The sequence below is a fragment of the Flavobacterium chungbukense genome (genome assembly GCF_020805785.1).
Classification (GTDB): Bacteria; Bacteroidota; Bacteroidia; order Flavobacteriales; family Flavobacteriaceae; genus Flavobacterium; species Flavobacterium chungbukense.
Genome location: NZ_JAJGZV010000004.1, coordinates 226,592 through 245,937 on the forward strand (window position 1 = coordinate 226,592; position 19,346 = coordinate 245,937).

Consider the following 19,346-nt stretch of genomic DNA (forward strand, 5'->3'; position numbering starts at 1 on the left):
TTAAACACCAAATATACTATTTTAAATAAAAAAACGTTGTGTATTTTAGGTTAGGATTTAAATAATTTATGCTTTAACCTGAAAAAAATACCAAAAATAGTTCTAACTAATACTGATTTGAATTCATTAACCCAAACTATTTATTATATGAAAACAAAATTTTTATTAATTGGTACTTTTATTACTATGTCTTTTTTTATCGGCTGTAGTTCTGATGAAAAAACAAATGATGGATCAGGAAAAGCGATTACGAACGAAGAAATTATAACCAATTCCAAAATCGACGCTTCTGTAGAAGATGTGACAAATATTGCTGAAGATCAATTTAGTGCACAACTCAATGTAAATGCAAAACCAGGCGGACCAATCAAAAATTTCTTGCCAAGCTGTGCAACAATTACAACAGTTTTAACCAATAACACTTGGACAAAAACAGTTGATTTTGGTGTTGAGGGCTGTACTTTAAATAATGGAAATACCGTAAAAGGAAAAATGGTAATTTCTTTTTCAAACGACTTTAATTCTTCTACTCAGACAATCAGTTATACTTTTGAAGGATTTTATCACAACGGTAAAAAAATTCAGGGCAGTAAAAGCATTGTGAGAACAATTAAAGAAACCAATATATTAGTTACAGCACATCCTGTTTTAACCGCTACTATAGATTTAACGATTACTTTTGATGATGGAGGCGTTTATACTAGAAAAGGAACTCTTGTAAAGGAAATGACTTCTGGTTATGACACTTGGTTTGATTGGGATGATAATGCTTTTATAGTAACCGGAAGTGGCTCTACTACTTTTCCTAATGGAGATACTTTCTCTGCAGAGATTACGACTCCTTTGGAATTTAACGCTTCTTGCAGAAAATCTTTTGCCGTAAAAGGAATTGTTTCTATTACTAAAAATGAAGCTAAAGCAACTATTGATTACGGAAACGGAGAATGCGATACACTTGCTAAAGTAACAAAAGATGGAGTTACTGAAGAAATAGATTTGAAAAAATAATATCCTTTTTGCCCAAGAAAAAAAGCATTAAAAACGAGAAAATTTCTGGTTTGTAATGCTTTTTTTATTTTGTTTATTTTCAAATGTCCCGAAGGGACAAATTCATAATTGTCAATATTTTTTTTCTACCGACGAGATATTCCTAACGGAATATATTCTGATAATTTTTCTGCCGAACTTATACTTTTAAACTTCCTAACGGAGTATTTATTCTGCTTCTTTGTTCGCTAATTGTCCGCATGCGGCGTCGATGTCTTTTCCTCTGCTTCGTCTTACTTTTACCACTATCCCGATATTTTCCAATGCTTTTATATACGCCATAATTGACTCTTCTGAAGCTTGCTGGAATTCGCCGTCATCAATTGGGTTATATTCAATTAAATTGACTTTACATGGTACGTATTTACAGAATTTAACCAAGGCATCAACTGAAGCTTTATCGTCGTTGATTCCTTTCCAAACTACATATTCGTATGAAATTTTGCTTTTTGTTTTTCTGTACCAATATTCTAATGCTTCTCGTAAATCTTTTAAAGGAAAGTTTTTACTGAAAGGCATAATGCGAGCACGAGTTTCGTCTATGGCTGAATGTAAAGAAACGGCTAGTTTGAACTTTACATCATCATCTGCCATTTTTTTGATCATTTTCGGAATTCCAGAAGTCGAAACCATGATTCGTTTTGGAGACATTCCTAAACCTTCTTCCGAAGTAATCATATCGATTGCTTTAATGACATTATTATAATTCATCAAAGGCTCTCCCATTCCCATAAAAACGATATTCGAAAGCGGGTGATTGTAATACAATCGGCTTTCTTTATCGATAGCTAAAACCTGATCGTAAATTTCGCCTGGTTCTAGATTACGCATTCTTTTTAATCTTGCAGTCGCACAGAAATTACAATCTAAACTGCATCCTACCTGACTCGAAACACAAGCTGTCGTTCGTGTATCAGTTGGAATTAAAACAGATTCAACCACAAGTCCGTCATGAAGTCTAACGGCATTTTTTACCGTTCCGTCAGTACTTTTCTGCATAGTATCAACCTTAATATGATTGATTACAAAATTGTTTTCAAGCATAGACCTTGTAGTCTTTGCTACATTTGTCATATCTTCAAAACTGTGAGCCCCTTTGCTCCATAGCCACTCATAAACCTGATTTCCGCGAAAAGCTTTATCTCCATTTTCTACAAAAAAATCACGTAGTTGGTCTTTTGATAAGGCGCGTATGTCTTTTTTCTCCATTTGCATGCTGCAAAGTTAATCACTTTTGTCATTTTTCTTTGTTTTTTAAATACATTCTTAAAATCTACTTGAAAAAAGACAAATCATTACGGCTTTCGCAAAAAACACGCAACTCAATAAAAAACAAATATTTACAATAACAAGATTTCTTCAAACCGCTTTAAAATCAAGCTTAATCGAGCTATTTATTCTTTACAATAAAAATTTAATAAAACTTTAGCCATGATTTTTATCATTCCATTTCTTTTATGTCAGGCATAAATTTGATCCAAGAAATAACGTAGTTCGCAACCACACTATAGAACTCTCCCGATTAAAATTAACCTATACACAAATTAAAATGAGAACACTTACATCAATCCTACTAACAGTAATCTTTACAACTGCTTCATTACAAATAAATGCTCAAAGAAGTTTTAATATAAATGCGAACTCGACATTTGAAGTTTCAGGAACTTCAACAGTTCACGATTGGGTAATGAAATCTTCAGAAGGAACCGGCACAGCGAATTTAACTGTGAAAGATTCTAAGCTTGCTGGAATTAACAGCTTAAACATATCATTATTAGCCGAAAGTTTAAAAAGCTACAAAACCAGTATGGATAAAGTCGCTTATGAAGCTCTTGACACTGAAAATCATCAAACCATTGAATATGTTTTGAAATCTGCGGTCAAGGTAGACGAAACAACTTGGAACTTAACAGGAGTTTATACAATTGCAGGCGTGAGCAAAGAATTTGTAACTCAAGTAAGAGTAACTGCCAGTAATGGAACTTTTATTTTACAAGGTTCCAATCAACTTACTTTTGGCGATTTTGAAATGGCTCCTCCAAAAGCGGCACTTGGAGTAGTTAAAGCTGGAAAAGATCTTACCGTGATATTCAATATTATTTTAAGCTAACTCACGTGTTAATAATCAACTAATTTTTTTTTCTAAAATTCCTACTTCATAAATCTTAAAAATTCAGGATTTAATAAAACTCAATACTCTTTTTTGCCTTAGTGATCGATTTCGTAGAAAATGAAAACGTTGTAGTTATTAAATACCTATTTAATAAAATTTTAACAATGATTTTTATCAGGTATTTCCCTGATATATAGAAGGATCTTTGATACAAGTTAAAAACAACATTCTTAGTACTAAATAGAAACTGGCCGACACATTAACTTAATTTTTTTACAATAAAAACATGACAAACATGAAAACAAATACATTAAAATTTTTCGCATTAGCAGCCGCATTTTTAGGAATGACTTCAATCGGTTCAGCACAAAAGTCATACAATTTAGAAAGTAAATCTACTTTTTCTGTCGCAGGAACTTCAACACTCCATGACTGGGAAATGAAATCGGCTTCTGGAACTGGAACTGCATCTTTAAATATCGCAAACGGCAAACTAACTGATATCGATGCATTAACAATAACCCTTCCGGCAGAAACTATAAAAAGTGAGAAAAAAAGCATGGATAAAGTAGCGTATGAAACTTTAAAAACAGACAAAAACAAAAACATCAAATACGTTCTAAAATCTGCTGAAAAAGTAAATGAAACTACTTGGGAACTTACAGGAACTTATACTATTGCTGGAGTAAGCAAAGTATATAAAACTACTGTAAAAACAACTGTCACAAAAGATGGTTTAAACCTGCAAGGATCAAATAAAATCACTTTTACAGAATTCGGAATGAAATCGCCAACTGCAATGCTTGGCACCATCAAAACTGGTCAAGACCTAACCTTAAAATTTAATTTAAACTTTAATTTATAACCGCCATGAAGAAGATTTATATCCTATTTATTACATTAATAAGTACATACACTATTCAAGCACAAGTAAGTTTTGGAAACATGCAAAACCAAATCTCTAGAGGGAAAGACGGTATTAACGTTTTCGACGTGCAGAAAGACACTAGAGAATTCAAAGGTTTAAGTATCGACCTTGGCGGCGCTTTCAATATGGATTTTCAAGCAACCAATTCATTTAACGACCAACCAACTAACATTACGACTACAACAACTACAGCTGCGGGAACTACTACTAGATCAATTACTGGATATCGTTTAATGAATACGGAAAACAATTTTACTCTTCCTGCTGCTGATATGTATATTGGCGCTCAATTGTTTGACGGAGTACGAGTAAATTTAGATATTTATTTAGCTTCAAGACACCACAATGATTCTTATGTAAAAGGTGGATACTTGCAAATTGACAAATTAGACTTCATCAAAAAAGACTTCTTGGCTGATGTAATGAAATATGCTACAATTAAAATTGGGCAAATGGAAAACAATTTTGGTGATGCACACTTCAGAGGTTCTGATAATGGAAACACAATCAAAAATGCGTTTGTTGGAAACAATATCATGTATTCTTTTACTACAGAAATGGGTATGGAGGTTTACTATAACAGAAATGGACTGGTAAGTATGCTAGGTGTTACAAACGGTAATTTAAATCAAAGTAATGAACAAGTTTTTTACACTGCTGGACCGAACACAAACACAACGCATAGTCCTTCAATCTTAGCTAAATTGGGTTATGACAAACAGCTTAACGAAGATTTAAGAATAAGATTAACTGGTTCTTATTATCATAATTCAAATCTTGGTAATGCAAACATATATTCTGCTAATAGATCAGGATTTGGTTATTGGGGTATCTTGAATAATAATGCTTATAAAAATACTATTACTAAGACCGATGCCAATGGTACTGTTATTTCTACAACTACTACTGATGTTGCTACTAGTTTTAGTAAAACATCTACTCCAGAAGCAACGTTTAATCCTAATTTCAAAAACTGGGCTACTACATACATGATTAACCCTTTTATAAAATATAAAGGACTTGAATTCTTCGGAACAATCGAATTAGCTTCAGGAGGAGATAAAGCTGGTACTGACGACAAACGTACTGCTAATCAATATGCTTCAGAGCTTATATACAGATTTGGAAAAACAGAACAATTCTATCTAGGAGGAAAATACAATACAGTATCTGGAAAATTATCTAATGCTGATGCTAAAGAAGTTACCGTAGATAAATTTGAAGCAAGTGCTGGTTGGTTTATGACTAAAAACATTTTAGCTAAACTAAACTATGTCAATCAAAACTATAAAAATTACTCACAATTTACAGGAGATCCTGCTACTGGAAACGTAAATAACTTTTATGGTGGTAAATTTAACGGTTTAGTATTCGAAGCAGTAATTGCATTCTAATATATAAAAAAATGAAAACGAGATTTTCAATATTAATGATGGGTTTAGCAATTTTCTTTTTATTAGGAAGTGCTAAACCCACTTTTTTTCCAGAAGATAACGCTGTGGTAATAAACAAAATTAAAATAGAAATCACAGGACTATCTACAGTTGGAAAGTACAATTGCTCTAATACCTTTAATATAAAAGATACGGTTTATGTAAATTGTGCTAAAAAAAACACTTTCAATACCGATATTAAAATGTCAAATTTTGATTGCGGCAACAAAATCATGACAAAGGATTTGCAAGGAACTGTGAAAGTAAAAAAATTTCCAAACAGCACAGTAAGTATTACTGACATCAAAAAAGACGGTAAAAATTACAAATGCAAACTAAACTTTTACATCACAGATAAAACGCTGAAATACAAAGATTTCATTTTATACAATTCTGATGATAAAATTCAGGGAACGCTAAATTTAAAATTCTCTGATATCGAATTAGAAGCTCCGGTAAAGATGGCTGGATTGATAAAAGTGAAAGACGATATCATTATAAATTTCAGCTTATATAAAAACTAAAAAAATTAGCATCACATTTCAAAATTGATAATTTTTGGCATAAGAATTGTCTTGCTCTCGAAAGAAAAATAATCTTACAAAGAGCTCAATCATTTTAAAATTTGTATTTTTATTTTTCAGCCATTAACCTTTAAGTGTTATCAACCTAAAAAAAAATTGAAATTATGAAAAAACAGATTTTAAGTTTAGCTGTAATTGCTTTATTAGCATTCGCTGTTCAATCATGCGAGAAGAAAGAAACGAAACCTGCAGAAGATGAATTAACTCTTGGAAACAAGGTTGATTCTCTAACGACAGACATCGAAGAAGTAACGGATAGCGCTGTTAGCAAAGCTGAAGGTGCTGCTGCAAAAGCAAAAGATGCAACTAAAACTGCAGCCGAAGATGTAAAAGACGCTACTAAAAAAGCTGCAAACGATGTAGAAAACGCTGCTAAAAAAACAGCAACAGACGTAAAAGACGCGACTAAAAAAGGCGCTGAAAAAGTTGAAAATGCAGCAAAAGCAGCAAAAGACGGAACAGTAAAAACAGCAAAAGAAGTTAATGAAGCTTTGAAAAAATAAGTTTCATTTAAACATTGAAAAGAAACCATTCGCCAAAAACGAATGGTTTTTTTATGCCAAATAGTTAGCATAATTTTTTTGTATTTTTGTTTTCAAATTACAAGATACTTCAACATGCATTTTATATCACAAGAACTAGAAGATTATATCGAACAGCACTCTGAAAACGAACCAGAATTGTTGGCAAAACTCAATAAAGAAACTTATCAAAAAATACTTTTGCCAAGAATGTTAAGTGGTCATTTCCAAGGTCGTGTTTTGAGTATGTTGTCTAAATTAATTCGTCCTGTCAATATTTTGGAGATCGGAACTTACACAGGTTACGCAGCATTGTGTTTATGTGAAGGAATGCAGGAAAACGGACAATTACACACAATTGATATCAAAGAAGAATTAGTTGATTTCCAGCGAAAATATTTTGATGCATCACCTTGGGGCAAACAAATTTTTCAGCATTTAGGTGAAGCTGTAAATATTATTCCTGATTTGGATGTAAAATTTGACTTGGTATTTATTGATGCTGATAAAGAAAACTATCTCAATTATTGGGAAATGATTGTTCCAAAAATGAATAAAGGCGGAATTATTTTGTCGGATAATGTTTTATGGAGCGGAAAAATTCTTGAACCAGTTCACCCAAATGACGTTAGCACAAAAGTACTTTTAGAATACAATCAGCTTTTGAAAGATGACCCTAGAGTTGAGACAGTTTTACTGCCTATTCGCGATGGATTGACGGTTAGTAGGGTTCTTTAATCTCATTTTTTGTCATTTCGACGAAAGGAGAAATCGCACTAGTGGCTCGACAAAGATTGGCGATTTTCTTTTTGGATTTCCGGTGTGATTTCTCCTTTCGTCGAAATGACAATCGGACGTTAACTTCAATAAAAAAAAATCAACAAGCATTTTAATCATGAATTATAACACCGAAATAAGGTCTGAAGGCTTTGCAATAATAAATGATGTTTTCACAGAAAAAGAAATTGAAAATATAATTGCATTAATTGAAAACAATACTGCTAATAATCAAGAAAATGCTACTTTCAGAAAATCTCAAGACTTATTTGCAATAAGACAATTTCATAAAGAAATACCTGAAACTTTAGATTTTATTTTCAATGAGAATTTAAAAGAAATTATCGAATCTAATTTTGGAAAAGGGTATTTCATAACCAAATCTATTTATTTTGATAAACCAGAAAAATCAAATTGGTTCGTAGCTTATCATCAAGATTTGACTATCTCTGTCAATCAAAAAATTGAGTTAGAAAATTTTGAAAACTGGACAGTAAAACAAAATCAGTTTGCAGTTCAGCCTCCCACAGAAATATTAGAAAACAATTTTACAATAAGAATTCATATTGACAAGACCACCAAAGATAACGGAGCTTTAAAAGTTATCAATAATTCGCATTCAAAAGGAATTTTAAGAATTGAAAATCTTGATTTTGAAAGCGAAAAAGAAACTATTTGCGAAGTCGAAAAAGGCGGCGTAATGATTATGAAACCTCTTTTATTTCATGCCTCTAATAAGACCACAAATAACGAACGAAGAAGAGTTATCCATATTGAATTTAGCAGACAAGAACTCCCAAATGGACTAGAATGGAGTGAAAAAATGACTTTAAACTAAAAAGCTTTAGCCAAAATCTAAACTAGTATTTGGATAAAGCCTTTTAATATTTTATTATATAAAAACCTTAGAATCTTAGCATCTCAGAACCTTAGCACCTTTTAAAAAAAAACCTACCCAGGAAAATATTGCGGTTTCAATTTTTTGTACACTAAATAAAGAAGCGAACCAAAAAGTGCTCCAAAGAAATATCCAGCAAGAATATCGCCTGGAAAGTGCAATCCTAAATAAATTCGGCTGTAAGCGAATATTAAAGGCCACAAAAATAAGAAGCCAATATATTTAAAATAACGTCTTAAAACCCAAAATAAGAAAGTTGCAACTGCCATTGTATTTGCAGCATGTCCAGAGAAAAAGCTAAATGATTTTCTAACCTGAACAACTCTGATAATTGTATTCACTTCTGGGTCATTGCAAGGGCGCAAACGCTGAAAAGTATGCTTAAATAAATTACAAGTCTGATCTGTAAAAGCAATCAAAACCGCTATAAAAAGTAATAAATATAGAGTCTGCTTACCTCCTATTTTTTTATAAATAAGATAAAAAAGCAATAGAAAAAATGGTGTCCAATACAACTGCTGAGTAATAATCAGCCAAAGTTTATCATAAGTTTCAGAACCTAATCCGTTAAGATATATTAAGAGATTTTTATCTAATTCCTTTATTGTTTCAAGCATTATCTTTGGCGTTTAATAGGTCCAGAAAGTGTGTCAATATCTTCTTTTACTTTTTCGATCTCGTTTGTGGTATCTCCTAAAAGATTTCCTGTATCTCCGAGTAAATTAGATTTTGCATTATTAATTTCTGCATTAATATTTCCGGTGATATCAGTCAAAGATTTAGAATCAAGACCGTTGGCCTCAGCTCCTTTTTGAATTTCACTTTTAATATCATTAGTTGCATTTTTTAACTGAGCCATAGCTTTTCCCATTGTACGAGCAATTTCCGGAACTTTATCTGAACCAAAAAGCATTAGTACTATAAACAGTATAAAAACTAATTCTCCTCCTCCTATACCAAACATAACTTTTATTTTTGTTGACGCAAAGATATTAAATTTTGCACCTTAGAGTTTTAAAATTAACTTAAAAAGTCCTTTAAAATGCATTTATTAGAAAAAGAAAAAAGTTCATTAGGCTTTTATACCCAATGAACTTTTCTCTAACTTTTTATTTATTTAGTCAAATTTCGACTTCGTTTCTACTTTTGGCCAAGAATTATTGGTTACATCAATATCTGCTGTAAGCAATTTTGGATCGACCTGAATACTTTTAATTGCTTTAGTAGTAGCGTATACTTTTCTAGCCGACTCATTACCTTTTCTCCAAATCTGCGCTGGATATTTGTAATTATCTTTTGAACCGTCTTCGTATGTAATTTCAACTAAAATCGGCATAATCATTCCGCCTGGCTTATTAAATTCTACTTCATAGAAATATTTAGGCGTTTTGATGCTTGCTTTTTCTTCAGCTGTAAAAGTCTGATTTACATAATCTGCCAAAGTTCTAAATTCTTCTACTTGCAAAGCTTTTTTAGAAGACGCTTTTACTTCTGCATTATCTCCAGCAACTAAGTAAACGAAAGGTCCTTTTTCAAATCCGAAACGACCTTTTCTTACTTTAACATTTTTAAGATCTGCAGTTGGAGTTTCTGAAACATAATATTGTTTTACTTCTTTAATTCCGATATCTACAAAATCTGTTGAGTAAAACCATCCTCTGAAAAACCAATCCAAATCTACTGCCGAAGCATCTTCCATCGTTCTAAAGAAATCTTCTGGAGTTGGGTGTTTGAACTTCCATCTGTTTGCATATGTTTTAAAAGCATGATCAAACAATTCTCTTCCCATAACCACTTCTCTCAAAATATTAAGACCAGTAGCTGGTTTTCCGTAAGCATTATTTCCAAATTGGTGAATTGTTTCTGAATTCGACATAATTGGTTCTAAAAACTTCTGATCACCACTCATGTAAGGAACGATATTTTTTGCTGGCCCTCTTCTTGATGGAAAATTAGAATCCAATTCTTGCTCTGCCAAATATTCTAAAAATGAATTTAAACCTTCATCCATCCAAGTCCATTGACGCTCATCTGAATTTACAATCATAGGAAAGAAAGTATGTCCAACTTCATGAATAACAACGCCAATCATTCCGTTTTTAACTTCTTTACTCGTTACGCCATTTTCGTCTGGGCGACCATAATTCCAGCAAATCATTGGATATTCCATTCCTTGATCTTCTGCAGAAACTGAAACTGCTTTTGGATATGGATAATCAAAAGTATGAGATGAATAGCTTTTCAATGTATGTGCCACGACCATTGTAGAAGTTTCTCCCCAAAGCGGATTTGATTCTTTTGGATAAACAGATTCTGCCATCACAGTTCTGTTTCCGATTTTTACGGCCATTGCATCGTAAATAAATTTTCTAGAAGACGCAATTCCGAAATCACGAACATTTTTAGCACTAAATTTCCATGTTTTTTTCTTTTCAGAAAAACCTTTTTCAGCTGCCTCTGCTTCTGCCTGTGTTACAATAACCACAGGTTTATCAAATGATTTCTGAGCTTGTTCGTATCTTTTTACTTGTTCTGCTGTAAAAACTTCGCTTCTATTTGTTAATTCCCCAGTTGCATCGATTACGTGATCCGCAGGAACTGTAATGTTTACGTCAAAATTTCCGAAAGGAAGAGCAAATTCACCACTTCCCCAAAACTGCATATTCTGCCACCCTTCTACATCATTGTAAACTGCCATTCTTGGATAAAATTGAGCAATCACATATAATTTATTACCGTCTTTCTCGAATAATTCATATCCTGAACGACCGCCTTCTTTTCTGTAATTATTGATATTGTACCACCATTTTATTGAAAAAGAAATTTTTTCTCCAGGTTTTAAAGGCGAAGTCAAATTAATACGCATCATCGTTTCGTTGATCGTATACGACATCGCATTACCTTTTGCATCTTTTACCTGCTCGATATTAAAACCACGTTCCAAATCTTTTTTCAAATATTTAGAAGAAAAACCATCAAGCGCTAAAACCTGACTTATTTTATCGCTTTCAGCTAATGAAGTTTGCGTATTAGCTTTAGCTTGGTTTTGATCTAACTGTATCCATAAATACTCCAAAGAATCAGGAGAATTATTGCTATATGTTATAACTTCAGACCCGCTTAATTTTGAATTTTTATCATCCAATTCAATATCAATTTTATAATCTGCTTGTTGCTGATAATAAGCTGGCCCTGGAGCACCAGAAGCAGTACGAAACATATTTGGAGTAGCCAATAGATCGTACATCTGGCTAAATTTGTTGGTATCGTATTTTCCTTGTTGCCTAACAGGAGCGGTTTCTTTTTCTTGTGCAATTAACATTGCTGGAAAAAGCAATAATAATGAAAGTTTTTTCATAAAAAGTTTAAAGGTAATTTGTCAGGCTGTGAAAATAATAATTAATACATAATTTCACGACTTCATTTAGTATTTTAACACTTCTTTCCTTGAAGATTGTGTAAAAAGAACACTCTTTTTAGTATCAAATGCTGAAATATGTGTAATGTTTTGCTGTTCTGAGTTCCAATCCACTAAGATTGTATTCGAAATTTCTATTGTTTTAAACTTATCAATATCCTTAATTCTAGAATAACAAACCAAAACATCGCCAGCTTCGACTTCTTTAGATAAAAAAGTTATTTTTTTTGATTGACCGTTTACTTTTATCAAAAAGTTTTCTGAAAGATATTTTTCGAATAAATCTAAATCTGCTTGCGTTTCTTTTTCGGTACCTACAAAAGTTTTTTTATGGTACTTTTTTTCCATTGCATTATTCAAATCATCAATAAAAATGCGTGAAGTTATCTGAATCATCTTTTTTTCGGCCGTATAATTTACCTGAAAAACTCCAACATAAAATTTATGGAAACTAAATGCAGAAGACAATACAAATACAACCGCCAGAAAACAGTAAACTAATTTATTTTTCATTTTTGAACAGCAGCAGCTTTCTTAAATTCTTTATTCTTATTAATCATGAAATCTATTAACTGAAATTTCTGATCTGGATTTACCATTTGCTTTGAATGCGGATCGTTTGAACAATACATTAAAAACAATTCGATTTCATCATCTTTAAGATTTAATGTGTTGGTGTAGAAATCTTTTGTAAAATTATCTTTAGCATATTCCACAAAAGCAATATCCGTAATTTCTTCGTCTTTTATGTCGTCTTTTTTCCTAAGCAGTTTTTTAACATCTTTAAAAATACGAACGAAATCCATTCCGTATTTTATCGTTTGATCTGAAAGCATCGCGGTATTTTTTGCCGTAGACTGTTTATCATCTTCAAACTGCATATCAACAATACCTTGCGGACCGCCTCCAAGCGCTTTAACTTTTAATTCCTTATGAACAACAACTTCTTTAAGCTGATTATTTACTAAATCTAATTTTACCTTAAAAAGCACTTCTGAACAATCTTTCTCCGTTAAAATGATTTTTTTTGATTGAAATGCCAGACCAGAAAATAGCAAAGTATCTTTTGGACGCGCCATGATATCAAACAAACCGCCTGAACCAATAAAAGTTCTGACATTGGCATTGATATTCATAACATAACCACTTTCAATGGCTAAAAAGTCATTTAAAACCTGACCGTGTAATGGCTTCCTTGAACCGTTTTGTCCTAATACAATTTGACAAAATAAGCAGACAACGAGTACTCCTAATTTATTTTTCATTTTCGAGAATTGTTAGATATTTTCTTGCTAGATCTGTGATTAAAAACATACTCATTGTTTTGTTTTTACTATTCAAAGATACAGCAAAATCGGCATCTTCCACACAAAATAATTGAAATCCTTTTATATCATCAACCGGAATCTTCAATCTATCTGTATAATAATTCTGCTCGAAAAGATATTCTAGTTTTCTAAAAAGCGCTTCTTTTTTCTCCACATTTACTTCCTTTTTCAGCATAGTAGTTCGGCCTGAAATGGCATTCAAAAGCTTATCTACCGAAGTTGACGTTGCGGTGTAAACTTTTCTTTCGGCGGGAGTATATTTTTTTTGTCCGTAAGGGATTATTCCTAAATTTTCTGCCGTTATATTAGCATTTTCGTTTACCACTACCTCTTTCAACTCCACTTCTTTCGCGGTCATTTTAATGACTAAAATATTAGGGTAAAAATCGCCTGAGACAACTCTATGCTTTAGCGGCTCAAGATTCACAGCAGACAAAACCAAAACATCTCCTTCTTTAACCTGCATTGCAAAATTACCTTCAGAATCTGAAACGGTTGCTACTTGAGTTGCATTATTGATGATATTAATACCTTCAATTGGAGTGGAATGCTCGACTACTTTTCCAATTAATTGCTTAAAATCATTTTTTTGTCCAAAACTAATTTGAACAAAAAACGCAAGAACGATTATGAATATGTTTTTATTTATTTTCACTAGAAATTATCTCTTTATACTTGGCCGCCAATTCTCCTAAAAGAAATTCTGCCGAAGTTTTATTTTTTGAATTTAGAACGTTGCAAAACTCTGCATTTTCAATCACAAAAAGCTTAAATTCATTTACATTTTCTTCTCGTATTTGCAACTTTTGGACAAAATAGACATCGTCAAATAAATAACCTAATTTTAGAAGATTTTTTTCCTTTTTCTCAATCTCTACATTTGCTTTTAATTGCTTTGTTCTTCCATTAATTTTATTAATTAACGGATCAAGCTGCATCGACCCGCCCAAAAGTCCCAACAACATTATAGGTTTAAAGTCTCCCGCTGTCGCTAATTGCCTTTCTGCCTGAGTATATTTTTTCTGCCCTCGCGGAATTATTCCTAAATTTTCGGCCGTTATATTAGCATTTTCATTTATAATAACTTCTTTTAATTCCAGTTCTTTTATTGTCATTTCAATTAACAGCAATTCCTCAGATGTCAAATGATCTTTCGTAATTCTCTTTTTTACAGGATTTAAATTAACTGCTGAAAAAACCAAGATCTCACTTTCTTTTACCTGAATTGAAAAACTACCTTCCACATCTGAAACCACAGTTATTTGCGAATTAGTATTGGTTATATTAACGCCTTCAATAGGTTTCGAATTCACGACCACCTTTCCATACAATTGTTTTAATTCGGTTTGCCCAAAACCAGTTTGGACAAAAAACAGAAAAAACACAGCAGATATGGTTTTACTTTTCTCCAAGAGCAAGCAATTCTTTATATTTTACTGCCAATTCGCCTAACAAAAATTCTGTAGAAGTTTTATTTTTCGAATTTAAAATTACCGTAAACTTGTCATTTTCTATTGCATAATATTCAAATCCTTTTACATATTCTGCAGGAATTTTTAATCTTTCAATAAAATGCTCCACACTAAACATATTTTCCAAAAGTTTCATGAAAAATTCCTTTTTTTCTACTGCAACCTCCTTTTTCAGCATCGCTGTTCTTCCTGAGAAAAAGTTAAGCAAAGGATCTGCAGAAATAGATCCGCCAACCATTCCTCCTCCATTGGCTGTGGCATTTAGCGCTGTTGCCGTATGCAATTTCCTTTCTGCTTCAGTATATTTTTTCTGACCGTAAGGAATTACACCCAAACTTTCTGCATTGATATTGTCGTATTTTTTAATTACTACTTCTTGCAGCTGATACATCACCATATTTAGTTTGACAGCAAAATTAAGATTCGAAAAATTTTCTGCCTTCAATAAAATTCTTTTTTCTTTATAACTGATAGAAGAAAAAACCAGCACATCATCTGGTTTTGCCAAAATAGAAAAAGATCCAGAAGTATCTGTTGTAACAGTTTCTTCTGTCTGAGCATTAATTACATATATACCGCTCAAATCTGAAGTATTTGATTCGACTTTTCCATTTATAACAGATCGATCTTGCGCTTGAGAAATACAAGTTTGCGCTAATAAAACAACTAAAAAGAAAGTAATTTTCTGAATCAAAATGAAATAAATTAAAAATATTCTTAAAACGGTAAAAATATCTCAATACGCTCCAAATTTAATATTAACGACTTGGTAAAAAAATGTTAATTAAAAATTTTAAAATTTACATGAAAACATACTTTTTAATACCTTTAACAAACAAATTACCAGTTAATAAATCATGAAAAGCATTATCATCGCAAGCACCTCAACTTTACACGGAGGAGGCTATTTAGAATACATTTTACCCGTTTTGCAAACGCATTTTAAAAATTGTAAAACCTTATTATTTATTCCTTATGCTCGTCCGAGTGGTATTTCACACGACGAATACACACAGAAAGCCAAAGAAGCATTTGCTAAAATAAATATTGACGTTAAAGGAATTCATGAATATGAGAATCCGCAGGATGCTGTAAAAAATGCCGAAGGAATATTTACAGGCGGCGGAAATACTTTTTTATTAGTAACCCAGCTTTACAAAAACAATATTATGCAGTTGGTCTCTGAAACGGTAAAAAGCGGCACACCATATTTAGGATCAAGCGCTGGAAGCAATATCTGTGGATTATCGATGCAGACTACAAACGACATGCCTATAATTTATCCGCCAAGTTTCCAGACTTTAGGATTAATTCCTTTCAATTTAAATCCACATTACCTAGATACCCATTTGCAGTCTAAACACATGGGAGAAACCCGCGAAACTAGAATTAAAGAATTTCATGCTTTCAATTCCATTCCGGTTTTAGGTTTAAGAGAAGGAAGTTGGCTTGAGGTAAAAGGAGAGCAAATTACTTTAAAAGGAAATCTATCAGCTAGATTATTCAAACAAAATCAAGAAGCTCAAGAATTAGAACCAGAAAGCGACTTAAGCACTTTAAAGTAAAAATAGTTTATCATATAAGCGATATAAGTTCATTTAAAAATACTTGAATAAAAAACTTAAATTTTCTTATATCACTTATATGGTTTAAAAATGATAAAAAACAAAAAAGCCTCAAACAATGTTTGAGGCTTCTGAAGAGCGAAAGACGAGGCTCGAACTCGCGACAACCAGCTTGGAAGGCTGGAGCTCTACCAACTGAGCTACTTTCGCATTACTAGGGTGCAAATATAAATAATTTTAATCTTTAAAAAAATAAAAATCTAAAAATTATTTATTTTTAGAGCGAAAGACGAGGCTCGAACTCGCGACAACCAGCTTGGAAGGCTGGAGCTCTACCAACTGAGCTACTTTCGCATTGGTGGTGCAAATATAAAAAGAAAGTTCAGTTCAAAACAAGCTTTTTCGCAAAAAAATTCAATAAAAAACAACAATTATTTATAACTTATTTAAAATTAAAAAGTTATAAAAGCAATATTTTTTAAAAAAATCATGATTACAATTAAAGAAATTACATCAAAAGAAACTTTTACCGTTCGTCAGCCAGTTTTAAGAGCGGGAAAACCAATAGAAAGCTGTATCTTCGAAGGAGATGATTTGGAAACAACACATCATTTTGGATTATTTGTTGATAAAGAATTAATAGGAATTATTTCCTTATTTCAAAAAATCAACACTATATTTGCCGAGCAAAATCAAGCACAAATTCGTGGGATGGCTGTTTTAGAAACACATCAAAAAATGGGATTTGGAGAGGCTTTGGTTAAACATTGTGAAACCTACTGCAATGCAAACAAAGTCGATTTGATTTGGTTTAATGCCAGAACGGCAGCCGTTGGCTTTTATCAAAAACTGAATTACCAACCCCTAGGTGAATCTTTTGATATTAAAGACGTTGGCGAACATTATTTGATGTTTAAAAATTTACGAGAATGAAAAAACTTTACTTTTTATTGGTAATATGTATTATTGCGGGCTGTAAAAAAGATATGCCCAAACCTGTTCCTGCTGCTCCAAAAAAAGCACCAGCAATCATACTTACTGATGAAAGAAAAGTTGATATTGATACCGCTATAATTGGCTCTTATAAGAGCGAAACACTAAAACAATTTTATATTGCTTCTGAAAACCAAACGGTTTGGGGAAATCTTCAAAAAAGAAAATATGTCTTATCTCAATTAGAAAAATCAGACAAATTAGGTTTAAATCCAGAAGATTACAAGGCATCTCAACTGAAAAAGTTTGAAACCAAAATAGGCTCACTGAGCGATAAAGATTTAGCTACGTATGATATTTTGCTGACTTATAATTTTGAAAAGTATCTAAATGATTTATACAAAGGTAAACTAGACCCTAAAAAACTTTATGGCAACTGGGATCTTGACGAAAAGGTATTTGATGTAAATAATGTTTTAATTAAAGCTTTCAATAAGAATAAATTAGACAGCATTGTTGACAATATCCAACCAAAAACTCAAACTTACAAACAGCTATTAAAAGCCCTTGAAATCATCAATACTTTTCCTAACGACGAGATCAAAACAATCGAATCAGTAGAAAAAATTGTTTTGAATGACACCAATACAGCTTTGATCAATATTAAGAAAAGATTACGCTATTGGAATGATCTAACAGGAAGAGATAGCCTAACAAAGATATACGACAGTAAAACTTTTGAAGCCATTAAAAGGTTTCAAGAAAGACATGGTTTAGCAGCAGATGGCGTAATTGGCGTAGGAACAATCAAAGCTCTGAATTATTCTAAAGAACAAAGAAAAGAGCAAATTATAGCCAATTTAGAACGCTGGAGATGGTATCCAAGTGAATTTGCAGAGAATTATTTCATTATAAATATTCCCGATTACAGTTTAAATGTGGTCGAAAATCAAGATACTACTTTAGTTAGAAATGTGGTAGTTGGAACAAGCAAAAGAAGAACCCCGATTATTACTTCTGTTTTAAAAACAGTGGTTTTTAATCCGACTTGGACTGTTCCTCCCACAATTTTAAAAGAAGACGTTGTTCCGGCAATGAAAAGAAATCGAAATTATTTAGCCAAAAAGAACATCACTATTTACGATTCGTCAGGAAATGTTGTTGATCCCGTTAATTGGAATGAAAACAAACCGAACAATTACCGCTATGTACAAAGCCCTGGATATTATAACTCCTTGGGTTTAATGAAAATTTTATTCCCAAATCATCATAGCGTTTATTTGCACGATACTAATCACCGTAATATTTTTGGAAGAAATAATCGTTCGATGAGTTCAGGCTGTGTACGCGTTGAAAATCCGCTCGAACTGGCGCAGCATATTTTGGATGTAGATGGAAATTGGCCTCAAGATAGAATTGACACCATCATTGCAACTAAGAAAACAATGAGTTTCAAAATCACTAAAAAATACGCACTCTATCAGTGGTATTGGACCGCTTGGAGCAAAAAAAATCAGCTCCTATTCAGAGCTGATATTTATAATCTAGATTCGGATTTATATGCTAAATTAAGAAATTAGCCTCTCTTCCATCGCGAAGCTTCTTGATGGATGATAAATATATAAACACGATTTTTCTTTTATTAATTGAATGATTTCATTTGTCAATTCAACAGGAAGAGCAGGACAACCTTGGCTTCTTCCTAATCTTTTATGATCTCTAATGAAAGATTCAGAAACATAATCTGCACCATGCATTACAACACCTCTTTCGCGAGCATTATCATTTACACCATTTTCTAAACCATCTAAACGAAGAGATGCACCATGTTTTCCTTGGTAAATTTCTCCAGTAGCGTAAAATCCTAAACTGCTTTTAAAAGAAGAATTAAGATTTGAAAATGCTGAAGCAAATTCTTCTCCTGTATTTCTTCCGTGTGCAACAAGTGAATTATACAAAATAGTATTGGTTGTCAAATCAATAACCCACAGACGTTTTGTATTTGATGACAAACTAAAATCAATAAGGGTCAAGATATTTTTCTTGATAACACCTTTGTCTTTCAACAAATAAAATCCCTTTAAAGCTTCCGAAAAAGTCTTCAGTTCAGGCATTTTGTAATTGTTTGAATTAAGGGCACTGTAAACGCTTTCGATTTTTGAATCAACAGTTACTTTTTCAACTTTAGCAATCGTTTTTTCAGCAGCGTTCTTTTTCAGGTCGGCTGTGTTTTTAGAATCTTTTGTAAAAGACAATAGCAAAAACACGAATAACGGATAGATCTTGTAAATCATTGAATTTCTTTAGGTTAAACAAAAAATTTGGGTAA

At 32.3% G+C, this 19,346-nt stretch carries 21 protein-coding genes and 2 tRNA genes; 11 read left to right on the top strand and 12 right to left on the bottom strand.

What is annotated here, in order from left to right:
• Nucleotides 1–147: 147 nt before the first annotated feature.
• The gene (locus LL966_RS14930; RefSeq protein WP_229354388.1) at nt 148–1,008 is read left to right on the top strand and encodes a hypothetical protein; all 861 of its coding nucleotides are present in this window, start codon (nt 148–150) and stop codon (nt 1,006–1,008) included.
• 207 nt (nt 1,009–1,215) lie between these two features.
• On the opposite strand, the gene rlmN is transcribed toward LL966_RS14930, so the two are convergent.
• Nucleotides 1,216–2,262, bottom strand: coding sequence for a 23S rRNA (adenine(2503)-C(2))-methyltransferase RlmN (gene rlmN, locus LL966_RS14935; protein ID WP_229354389.1), 1,047 nt, complete (start codon nt 2,260–2,262; stop codon nt 1,216–1,218).
• Nucleotides 2,263–2,596: 334 nt separating this feature from the next.
• Here rlmN and LL966_RS14940 point away from each other — a divergent pair, with 334 nt between their 5' ends.
• The 7 genes from LL966_RS14940 to LL966_RS14970 all read left to right on the top strand — a co-directional run bounded on the left by LL966_RS14940 (nt 2,597) and on the right by LL966_RS14970 (nt 8,241).
• Nucleotides 2,597–3,157, top strand: a complete 561-nt coding sequence (locus tag LL966_RS14940; RefSeq protein WP_229354390.1) for a YceI family protein — start codon at nt 2,597–2,599, stop codon at nt 3,155–3,157.
• Between the two features lie 298 nt (nt 3,158–3,455).
• On the top strand, nt 3,456–4,025 hold the full coding sequence (locus tag LL966_RS14945; protein ID WP_229354391.1) for a YceI family protein: 570 nt from the start codon (nt 3,456–3,458) through the stop codon (nt 4,023–4,025).
• Between the two features lie 5 nt (nt 4,026–4,030).
• On the top strand, nt 4,031–5,482 hold the full coding sequence (locus LL966_RS14950) for a hypothetical protein (RefSeq protein WP_229354392.1): 1,452 nt from the start codon (nt 4,031–4,033) through the stop codon (nt 5,480–5,482).
• A gap of 11 nt (nt 5,483–5,493) precedes the next feature.
• Nucleotides 5,494–6,045 carry a YceI family protein gene (locus LL966_RS14955; RefSeq protein ID WP_229354394.1) on the top strand — a complete coding sequence of 184 codons (552 nt, stop codon included), beginning with the start codon at nt 5,494–5,496 and terminating at the stop codon, nt 6,043–6,045.
• Nucleotides 6,046–6,209: 164 nt separating this feature from the next.
• Nucleotides 6,210–6,608: a hypothetical protein gene (locus LL966_RS14960; protein ID WP_229354396.1), complete on the top strand. Its 399-nt coding sequence runs from the start codon at nt 6,210–6,212 to the stop codon at nt 6,606–6,608.
• 114 nt (nt 6,609–6,722) lie between these two features.
• A complete protein-coding gene (locus tag LL966_RS14965) occupies nt 6,723–7,364 on the top strand; it encodes an O-methyltransferase (protein WP_111284805.1) in 642 nt (213 codons plus the stop codon).
• A 157-nt stretch (nt 7,365–7,521) separates the two neighbouring features.
• Nucleotides 7,522–8,241 (top strand): phytanoyl-CoA dioxygenase family protein, encoded by a 720-nt coding sequence (locus tag LL966_RS14970; RefSeq protein ID WP_229354397.1) that lies wholly within the window; start codon nt 7,522–7,524, stop codon nt 8,239–8,241.
• 113 nt (nt 8,242–8,354) lie between these two features.
• Here LL966_RS14970 and LL966_RS14975 read toward each other — a convergent pair whose 3' ends face one another.
• From LL966_RS14975 to LL966_RS15010, 8 genes are all read right to left on the bottom strand, one after another.
• Nucleotides 8,355–8,918, bottom strand: coding sequence for a phosphatase PAP2 family protein (locus LL966_RS14975; protein ID WP_229354398.1), 564 nt, complete (start codon nt 8,916–8,918; stop codon nt 8,355–8,357).
• Nucleotides 8,918–9,265 (bottom strand): Sec-independent protein translocase subunit TatA/TatB, encoded by a 348-nt coding sequence (locus LL966_RS14980; RefSeq protein ID WP_229354399.1) that lies wholly within the window; start codon nt 9,263–9,265, stop codon nt 8,918–8,920. Before LL966_RS14980 ends, LL966_RS14975 begins: the two co-directional genes overlap by 1 nt.
• Nucleotides 9,266–9,418: 153 nt before the next feature.
• Nucleotides 9,419–11,659, bottom strand: coding sequence for a M1 family metallopeptidase (locus LL966_RS14985; RefSeq protein ID WP_229354401.1), 2,241 nt, complete (start codon nt 11,657–11,659; stop codon nt 9,419–9,421).
• 66 nt (nt 11,660–11,725) lie between these two features.
• Nucleotides 11,726–12,232, bottom strand: coding sequence for a DUF6702 family protein (locus LL966_RS14990; RefSeq protein ID WP_229354403.1), 507 nt, complete (start codon nt 12,230–12,232; stop codon nt 11,726–11,728).
• Nucleotides 12,229–12,984, bottom strand: a complete 756-nt coding sequence (locus tag LL966_RS14995; protein WP_229354405.1) for a hypothetical protein — start codon at nt 12,982–12,984, stop codon at nt 12,229–12,231. Before LL966_RS14995 ends, LL966_RS14990 begins: the two co-directional genes overlap by 4 nt.
• Nucleotides 12,974–13,702: a carboxypeptidase-like regulatory domain-containing protein gene (locus tag LL966_RS15000; protein ID WP_229354406.1), complete on the bottom strand. Its 729-nt coding sequence runs from the start codon at nt 13,700–13,702 to the stop codon at nt 12,974–12,976. Before LL966_RS15000 ends, LL966_RS14995 begins: the two co-directional genes overlap by 11 nt.
• A complete protein-coding gene (locus tag LL966_RS15005) occupies nt 13,689–14,459 on the bottom strand; it encodes a carboxypeptidase-like regulatory domain-containing protein (RefSeq protein WP_229354407.1) in 771 nt (256 codons plus the stop codon). The genes LL966_RS15000 and LL966_RS15005 overlap by 14 nt, the downstream gene beginning before the upstream one ends.
• Nucleotides 14,446–15,213, bottom strand: a complete 768-nt coding sequence (locus LL966_RS15010) for a carboxypeptidase-like regulatory domain-containing protein (RefSeq protein WP_229354408.1) — start codon at nt 15,211–15,213, stop codon at nt 14,446–14,448. Before LL966_RS15010 ends, LL966_RS15005 begins: the two co-directional genes overlap by 14 nt.
• A gap of 163 nt (nt 15,214–15,376) precedes the next feature.
• Between LL966_RS15010 and pepE the strand changes: the two genes are divergently transcribed.
• Nucleotides 15,377–16,084, top strand: coding sequence for a dipeptidase PepE (gene pepE / locus LL966_RS15015; protein ID WP_229354409.1), 708 nt, complete (start codon nt 15,377–15,379; stop codon nt 16,082–16,084).
• 137 nt (nt 16,085–16,221) lie between these two features.
• Here the strand turns inward: pepE and LL966_RS15020 are convergent.
• Both LL966_RS15020 and LL966_RS15025 read right to left on the bottom strand, forming a co-directional pair.
• Nucleotides 16,222–16,294: transfer RNA gene (locus tag LL966_RS15020), tRNA-Gly, on the bottom strand.
• Nucleotides 16,295–16,365: 71 nt separating this feature from the next.
• Nucleotides 16,366–16,438: transfer RNA gene (locus tag LL966_RS15025), tRNA-Gly, on the bottom strand.
• A gap of 135 nt (nt 16,439–16,573) precedes the next feature.
• Here LL966_RS15025 and LL966_RS15030 point away from each other — a divergent pair.
• Entirely contained in the window at nt 16,574–17,017 is a 444-nt protein-coding gene (locus LL966_RS15030) for a GNAT family N-acetyltransferase (protein WP_229354410.1), read from the top strand.
• Nucleotides 17,014–18,597 carry a L,D-transpeptidase family protein gene (locus tag LL966_RS15035; RefSeq protein WP_229354411.1) on the top strand — a complete coding sequence of 528 codons (1,584 nt, stop codon included), beginning with the start codon at nt 17,014–17,016 and terminating at the stop codon, nt 18,595–18,597. Before LL966_RS15030 ends, LL966_RS15035 begins: the two co-directional genes overlap by 4 nt.
• Here the strand turns inward: LL966_RS15035 and LL966_RS15040 are convergent.
• Nucleotides 18,586–19,311, bottom strand: coding sequence for a murein L,D-transpeptidase catalytic domain family protein (locus tag LL966_RS15040; RefSeq protein WP_229354413.1), 726 nt, complete (start codon nt 19,309–19,311; stop codon nt 18,586–18,588). The genes LL966_RS15035 and LL966_RS15040 overlap by 12 nt on opposite strands.
• Nucleotides 19,312–19,346: the final 35 nt, after the last annotated feature.

Excerpts from the sequence above, each read along its gene's own strand:
- LL966_RS14930 (WP_229354388.1), top strand. The coding sequence starts at position 148 with ATGAAAACAAAATTTTTATTAATTGGTACTTTTATTACTATGTCTTTT.
- rlmN (WP_229354389.1), bottom strand. The coding sequence starts at position 2,262 with ATGCAAATGGAGAAAAAAGACATACGCGCCTTATCAAAAGACCAACTA.
- LL966_RS14940 (WP_229354390.1), top strand. The coding sequence starts at position 2,597 with ATGAGAACACTTACATCAATCCTACTAACAGTAATCTTTACAACTGCT.
- LL966_RS14945 (WP_229354391.1), top strand. The coding sequence starts at position 3,456 with ATGAAAACAAATACATTAAAATTTTTCGCATTAGCAGCCGCATTTTTA.
- LL966_RS14950 (WP_229354392.1), top strand. The coding sequence starts at position 4,031 with ATGAAGAAGATTTATATCCTATTTATTACATTAATAAGTACATACACT.
- LL966_RS14955 (WP_229354394.1), top strand. The coding sequence starts at position 5,494 with ATGAAAACGAGATTTTCAATATTAATGATGGGTTTAGCAATTTTCTTT.
- LL966_RS14960 (WP_229354396.1), top strand. The coding sequence starts at position 6,210 with ATGAAAAAACAGATTTTAAGTTTAGCTGTAATTGCTTTATTAGCATTC.
- LL966_RS14965 (WP_111284805.1), top strand. The coding sequence starts at position 6,723 with ATGCATTTTATATCACAAGAACTAGAAGATTATATCGAACAGCACTCT.
- LL966_RS14970 (WP_229354397.1), top strand. The coding sequence starts at position 7,522 with ATGAATTATAACACCGAAATAAGGTCTGAAGGCTTTGCAATAATAAAT.
- LL966_RS14975 (WP_229354398.1), bottom strand. The coding sequence starts at position 8,918 with ATGCTTGAAACAATAAAGGAATTAGATAAAAATCTCTTAATATATCTT.
- LL966_RS14980 (WP_229354399.1), bottom strand. The coding sequence starts at position 9,265 with ATGTTTGGTATAGGAGGAGGAGAATTAGTTTTTATACTGTTTATAGTA.
- LL966_RS14985 (WP_229354401.1), bottom strand. The coding sequence starts at position 11,659 with ATGAAAAAACTTTCATTATTATTGCTTTTTCCAGCAATGTTAATTGCA.
- LL966_RS14990 (WP_229354403.1), bottom strand. The coding sequence starts at position 12,232 with ATGAAAAATAAATTAGTTTACTGTTTTCTGGCGGTTGTATTTGTATTG.
- LL966_RS14995 (WP_229354405.1), bottom strand. The coding sequence starts at position 12,984 with ATGAAAAATAAATTAGGAGTACTCGTTGTCTGCTTATTTTGTCAAATT.
- pepE (WP_229354409.1), top strand. The coding sequence starts at position 15,377 with ATGAAAAGCATTATCATCGCAAGCACCTCAACTTTACACGGAGGAGGC.
- LL966_RS15030 (WP_229354410.1), top strand. The coding sequence starts at position 16,574 with ATGATTACAATTAAAGAAATTACATCAAAAGAAACTTTTACCGTTCGT.
- LL966_RS15035 (WP_229354411.1), top strand. The coding sequence starts at position 17,014 with ATGAAAAAACTTTACTTTTTATTGGTAATATGTATTATTGCGGGCTGT.
- LL966_RS15040 (WP_229354413.1), bottom strand. The coding sequence starts at position 19,311 with ATGATTTACAAGATCTATCCGTTATTCGTGTTTTTGCTATTGTCTTTT.